Below are 6,345 nucleotides of genomic sequence, written 5' to 3' on the forward strand. Positions count from 1 at the left end.
GTTTCCGTTTCCGTTTCCGTTTCCGTTTCCGTTTCCGTTTCCGATGCCGTTCCCGGAGCCTGTTCGGAGCGTACTGGGTACTATCGACTGCGCCCGATTCACGGACCGGGGCGTGGAGCCGAAGATCGCGATTGCGGCACGAATCGGAAGCGCACGAGCGGCGGGCTGCCGTCGTCGCTCTCCGGCCGTTCGATTTCCACGCGGAGGGCCTCCGGCGATACCCCGTGCCGGACCAGCCATCGTTTCACCTGCTGTGCGCGCTCCTGCGCGAGCTGCTCCGCATTTCGCCCTTCATTTGCTTTGACGCGCGCGATGATTCTGATCGAGCCGGGCAATTCCTTGAGGGCTTGGGGCAGCGGTTCCAGCTTGGCAATTTCCTTCGGATCGAGCGCGGTACTTCGGAGCGCAAAGCCGACCAAGGCAAGCATCGGGAAGCTGCAATCCCCCGGGGAACGCGCCCAGTTGCCGCTTTTGCATTGCAAGACCTCGCATGACCGTCGCAGTAGAAGAGAGCTTTTATCGGGAAGCCATTCTCCGGCATAGAAGCAGGACGACGAATCGTTCGGCTGGCAGGAGGCGCGTCCGCGATGACAGCCGCACATTTGCTCGCCGATGGTGACGTGCTCCTCGGGCGCATACTGCCTGCCCTGAAGCTTGCACCCTGTCTCGTTCACCTCCAGCTCGGCAGGCGGTGGAAATGGATGAAGCGCGCAGAGGCGCACGTCGGTGAGCGAAGGATACACGAGATGATGTTTCAAGCGTTCCGGGGGAATGGGCTCGATTCGGCCGTACACGAGCACCTCCACGTTCGGCGAGAAGGTGCAGCAGGTCCAGGAATCGTCACCCCCGCAGCGAAACGCGTGGGGGTTTGCTTCATCTGCAAGCAGCAGGCTCGGAGGCATCCCCCGCTCGGAGCTTTCGAGAGGCGAAAGGACGATGGGGCCTCCCGCCGAATTGCAGCACTGAAAGCCGCAGTCCACCAGGGTCATCCTCGTTCTGGCGCGCAGCATCCCACGCACGAGCGCGGACTGGCCGGAAAGCTCGTCGGCGCGCGCGAGGACTTCGGTGACATCGAGAGGATCGAGCCCCGAAGGGCATGGCGGCAGCACAGCCGGCTCGAATGGACAACCGTGGTCGATGAGGCACTCAGGCCGAAGGTTCTGGAAAGGCTTGTAGGGCGAATCTGCGGCGCTTGCCCATCCGCGGGTGTCGACGACCCGAGCGGCATCCAGCGCGTCGGGTCCGGCATCCGTGGGAACCACGGACGGGGTCGAAGGCGTGAGATGATCCGGTGCTCGCGGTGTGCCGCACGCGGTGGAATACGCGATGAGAACAACCGCGGGCCACCGGAAAAGCGTCCGTGCAAGCACGGCCTCAGTCTATACTCATCCGTGGGCGTATGGCAGTCCCTTCGTGATCCGGGGATCCACTCCCCCGTTCCTCAACGGCGGTACACAAACAAGGCCCTCTTGCCGCTCCCGCTCCCGCTCCCGCTTCCGCTTCCGCTCCCGCTCCCGCTCCCGCCTCCGCAACCGCTCCCGCTCCCGCTCCCGCCTCCGCTGCCGATTCCGGAGGCCCTTACCCGTCGTAACCCGATGGTTCTGCGTCCTGCTGCCGGCGGATCGACCCCGTTGGCGCACGTTAATGCCACTTCCCGCCCCGTGGCCGCCCTTTGGGACGTTCTCGGAGCCGATCCGCGTACGGCGCTGCTCGCGGTGCTCGTCCAGAGCGAGATCACGGCCGTTGCGGCGGGGGATGTCGAGATCGTAGCCATCTCGCACGACGCCGCAGGCAAGCTCCTCGCGATGCTCCCCTCAGGCGACCCATCGATCGACGCCGCGGGCCAGCCACTTCGGCCGCCCACGGCCCCCTGCAAACGAGCCCTGCCCGGCGCCTGCCGTCTCGGCTCGAGCGGACCGAGGTCCTCACGAAAACGCGCAGCGAGCTCGCCGAGAGCCGGGTCGATGAGGAGCACGTGCAGCAGCTCGCGTCGACGCGTGCGGCGCTGCGTGAGGATGGAGGACCTTTCCCCCTCTTTTGCCTACCACGGCTCGAGGTTCACTGCGTCGATCGAAGCACGGACTCCAGCCGAAACCACTGCATCGAACGCGGGGTCGCTGTACGGCCCCTTGCTCAATGCGTGCGCTGCCACGTCGTCGGCGACGGCGCGGACCTCGGCTTCGAGCCCGAAGCCCTTCGCGAAGCGTGCGACGAGCATGAGCGCCCGCGCGTTTGGCAGTGGACGCTCGCGGAACCCGACGAGGTAGCTTTGGAGAAATGCGCGCACAATCGGATCCCCAGGCTCGCTCGCGGCAATCGCGAGGTGGACGGGGCGGAGGGCATCGTGAAGCGGGTTGTCGGAGAAGGCCTGAAGCTCGCGCGGATGGCTCAGGAGGAGCGCGCGAACGTCTGCTCGCGCGGTCACCTGTTCTGGCTGCTCGGGAAGGAGTTGGAGCAGGTTGACTCCGTCGCGCGGCGAGAGCGTTCCTTGCGCGAAGCGCTCCAGGTACTCGGACAGCTGGACCCAGGTGCTCGTCTTGCTCGTCTGTTCGGGGCACTCGAACCCGCGTTTGTACAGAGCTGGCTCGAAGACGAGCTCGTCGAGCGTCCGGGGCGCCTCCTCGTACCACCGCCACGATTCGCTGAACTTGTAGACCTGGTGACACTCGGCCTCGGCCATCCTCGCCGCGACGTAGAGATCTCGCCGTGCTGCGGGCTTGCCGCGGACCGACGCAACGCGAGCCTCGCGGTCGACGATGGTACGGAAGAGGCGTGACGCGGGGAGTTCGCGCCCGAAGTGCTTCGCGTAGAGGGCCATGAGCTGGAGGTGATCGAGGATCAATCCGTGCTCCACTTCTTCGTAGTCGCGGTCCAGCGCGGCCGTGGTCTCGGCCAAGATTTGATCGAAGAGGGCGAAGCTATCGTTGATCGCGGCTACGCTCGGACGACGCGAGCGCGCCTCCTCGAAGCGGTATGCGGTGTCGGCCTCGAGGAGGCGGCGCTCGATCGCATCGCTTGGGTGCCGTCGGCGGGCGAGCACGGCGGCCCACACCACGTTCTCGTTGACCTCCACGTGGCTGTTCGTCAGCGCGCGCAACGCGAGACGGCGAAAGATCTCCTTGCCGAGCGGCGGTCCCCGTTCGCCCGGCGTCAATTCGTAGTCGGCGATGTCTTCGGGGCGGAGCGCGGCGAGGCGCAGGAGGATGTCGGCCTGCTCGGGCTTGAGCTTATGCGTCGCGGCCGTGAGGGAGATGGCGTTGATGCGCGCAAGCTGGAGGCGATTGTTCGCGACCGGAGAGTGGCGGAAGAGCTCGGTCTCGAGGCGGTTGACGATCTCCTCCTTGCACGCGGGCGGACTTGTCCAGTCGTAGTCGTCTTCGTAGTGGGAATACGTGATCACATCCTCGGTGGCGCAGATGCGCGTCTTCCAAGCGCCGTTCGGATCCGTCGCTTCGCCCCAGCGCTCGCGAACAAACCTCGTCCGGGCGGAATCGCTCTTGAGGCACGGCCGCATCGTCCATGGGCTACACGCCGCGACGCCGAGGGCAAGGATGGCGAAGAGCCGGCGGACGCCGCCGATTCTAAGCCGGTAGAGTTTCGGAAATGGATGCTCGATCATATCAGACGGCCGGACATTCAAAATAGTCAACCAGCGCCCCGTCAATCTGAAGATGGACGATTGTCCCTCCCGCGCCCACGGCAAACCCGTCGAGCTCCTTGAAAGCAACCGCGTCGAGTGTCGGTGAGCCAGGGATGCGGATCGTAGCGGGGTCGCCAGGCGGAGAACGATCGCCACCGGCGGGGAAAATGACGATAGCTCCGCCGTCTCCGACGGCCACGTCGTCGTGCCCGGCCTCCATCGCCCACGAGTGGAAGTTGGTCGCGGCACTACGTAGGGTGGTCTCGAACCGACGCGACGTTTTGTAGACCGCTGGTCCGGGGCTCATCTCGCGCTCGAGACTGAGCCCTCCGCTACCGAAGACGATCTGGCCGAACGGACCACGGAACGCCCATAGATCTACATCGACCGGCGATGGACGCGGAACGCACGCGAAGGACGTTCGCTCGGCCGATGCCCAGCGAGGACAGTCCACGATGGCGCCAGCCCGACCGACGGCTATGCCTGCGTCGGCGATCGCGCGGAGGTCGGCGTCCGTGTGAGCGGCGATCGATCGCCAAGAGCCCGTCTCTTCGCGCTCGAGGATGGTGCCGCCGTCGCCGACGGCGAGCAATGCACCCCCGACAAACTGAACGGCATGGAGGTCGCGCGTGGTCCCGCTCGGCTCGGCGTGCCAGCCCGCAGCGTCGCGACGCAGGATCGTGCCCGTATCGCCGACGGCGAAGATCGTCGCATCGCTGTCGGCCTGCTGGCCGTCGCTTCTCGGAAGGACCGCGAAGCCGCGGAGCGCGTGCGTGGTACCGCTCTCCTCTCGCTTCCAACCGGTATGCGCGCTTCGGCGCAAGACGATCCCGCCCGCACCCGCAGCGTAGGCGTGCTCTCCGTCGATGCATACGGCGTGGAGCGGCCCACCGCCATCGCTCCTCTCGATGTGAACGATGTACCGATAGCCCGGCCCCGCGGCTCGCGACATCCCCGAGCGCATGGGAACGACGATGTCGCGCGAACCGGAAGGTAGGAGGCTGAACGTTGGCTCGAGCGGCGTGCCCTTTCGGGGATACGACGGCACCTCGGGCGGCATGCACCCCGCGATCCCCAAGACGATGCAAGCGATGCCGATGCGATTCACTCCAAGCTCTCCAGGTCGAGGACGTAGGCCCCTCGGATCGCCGCGCCGGAGCGCGGGTGCAGCGGATCGTAAGAATCGCGTATCAAGTCCGTATTGGCCTTACGAACGATGGCGGCGGAAAGGGCGGTCGCGTCCAAGACGAGAAGGTAGTCTCCCTCGGCCAGCCGCTGCGTCATCTCGACATCGAACGCTCCTTGCGCCGATCGCGCGCATGCGATGGACTGGCCCGACTCATCTCGAAGCTCGAGTGCCACAGGAAACTGCGCTGCTGCGCGAAGACGTACGGACCTCCCGCCGGGCGCTATCGTGAGGCGGTAGACGGTGTCGCTCCCGAGGCCGCCACATCGAGCTCTCACGCCTCCCGAGGCGGATTCGAGTGTGCCGAATGTACGGCCAAGACCAATCGGCTTTGCACGCGCAAGGAGCGGGTCGACGATCGTCGGATCTTCCGGCCGCACGAGCGCGGTCGGCGAGACGTCGGTCGAGACGGCGAGCTGATAGTCGCCGGTCGCCTGCCACTGGCCGTCCACGATGACCAGGTACGCTTCGCCCCCGCTCAACGTCACGGGGAGCTCGAAATTACGGCCGGCAACCCAGCCGAATGTGGAGCGCGAATTGTACACGGTAAGCGCCGCGTCGGACGTTGCGCAGACCCGGAATCGATACGTCGCCGTCGCAGGCGGCGTGAAGGCCCATACATGATCGCTGAAGCGGCCGACCACGCCGCCGCCCGTGCAACCCGCGAACGTGGTCAATCCATCCGGCTGTGCGGTGGACGCCGTGACATCGTTGTCGAGGGCGAGAACACGCCACGGATGCTTCGTCTCCGATGCGGCCGACGAGCCTCCGTTTCGCGGTGCGCAAGCGCCGACGAGACAGAATATCGGTACGAGGAGCCGCATACGCTTCATCGACGAAGCTCACTCCTTCAGGAGCATCTCGCCATCCAAATGGGCGATTCTTCCCCGAATCGCGTCCCCTCGCTCGCCCGCCGACTCGAAGACGTGCCCGTCCGGCAATAGGATTCGTAATCGATTTTCTACCGTCATTTGCACCCGTCCGGTTCGCCGACGAAGCTGCGCGTAGCGTACTCCACCGCGCTGCCGATGGTCAAGTCGGAGACGAAATACGCGACGCTACCGACAATGGCGCCCACGAGCCATCCGCCCGCGCCGCCGAGCACAGTGCCGCCGCCAGGCTCCACGACAGTGCCGCCGCCGGCGCCAATCTCGGCGCCCGTGGTCGCGAAAGCTCCCGCGATCGCAAAGAAGCCTGCCGTGGCTCCCAAGGCGACGAGGAACCAAGGACCCGCAACCAGGTTGAGCCCCCTGGCGATCGACCTGCCCCTGCCTTCCTCAAGAACGGTACACAAACAGATCCCTCTTGCCGCTTTCGCTTCCGCTTCCGCTTCCGCTTCCGCTTCCGCTTCCGCTTCCGCTCCCGCTTCCGCTTCCGCTTCCGCTTCCGCTTCCGGAAAGCGCCTTCAAATGCGCTTCGTCCGGGGGGCGCGAGCATGCCCGCGTGCTCGGGCGGCGCAAGGCCAAGCCGTGCTCACCGTCCTCGCGCTTCGCGCTCCGGGCGGCTGCGCGCGGTGCGA

At 66.0% G+C, this 6,345-nt stretch carries 5 protein-coding genes; all 5 read right to left on the reverse strand.

All coding sequences use genetic code 11. The features are described 5' to 3' along the window. Window positions 1-98: 98 nt before the first annotated feature. Window positions 99-1,370: an OmpA family protein gene (locus QHF85_RS43760; protein WP_281333433.1), complete on the reverse strand. Its 1,272-nt coding sequence runs from the start codon at window positions 1,368-1,370 to the stop codon at window positions 99-101. A 671-nt stretch (window positions 1,371-2,041) separates the two neighbouring features. Continuing rightward, complete coding sequence (locus tag QHF85_RS43765; protein ID WP_281333434.1) at window positions 2,042-3,664, reverse strand: hypothetical protein; 1,623 nt, start codon at window positions 3,662-3,664, stop codon at window positions 2,042-2,044. Beyond that, window positions 3,621-4,748: a hypothetical protein gene (locus QHF85_RS43770; RefSeq protein WP_281333435.1), complete on the reverse strand. Its 1,128-nt coding sequence runs from the start codon at window positions 4,746-4,748 to the stop codon at window positions 3,621-3,623. The genes QHF85_RS43765 and QHF85_RS43770 overlap by 44 nt, the downstream gene beginning before the upstream one ends. After that, window positions 4,745-5,470, reverse strand: coding sequence for a hypothetical protein (locus QHF85_RS43775; RefSeq protein ID WP_281333436.1), 726 nt, complete (start codon window positions 5,468-5,470; stop codon window positions 4,745-4,747). Before QHF85_RS43775 ends, QHF85_RS43770 begins: the two co-directional genes overlap by 4 nt. Before the next feature lie 323 nt (window positions 5,471-5,793). Continuing rightward, on the reverse strand, window positions 5,794-6,036 hold the full coding sequence (locus QHF85_RS43780; protein WP_281333437.1) for a hypothetical protein: 243 nt from the start codon (window positions 6,034-6,036) through the stop codon (window positions 5,794-5,796). Window positions 6,037-6,345 lie beyond the last annotated feature (309 nt).

This window comes from Polyangium sp. 6x1, from assembly GCF_029946515.1.
Lineage (GTDB): Bacteria > Myxococcota_A > Polyangia > Polyangiales > Polyangiaceae > Polyangium.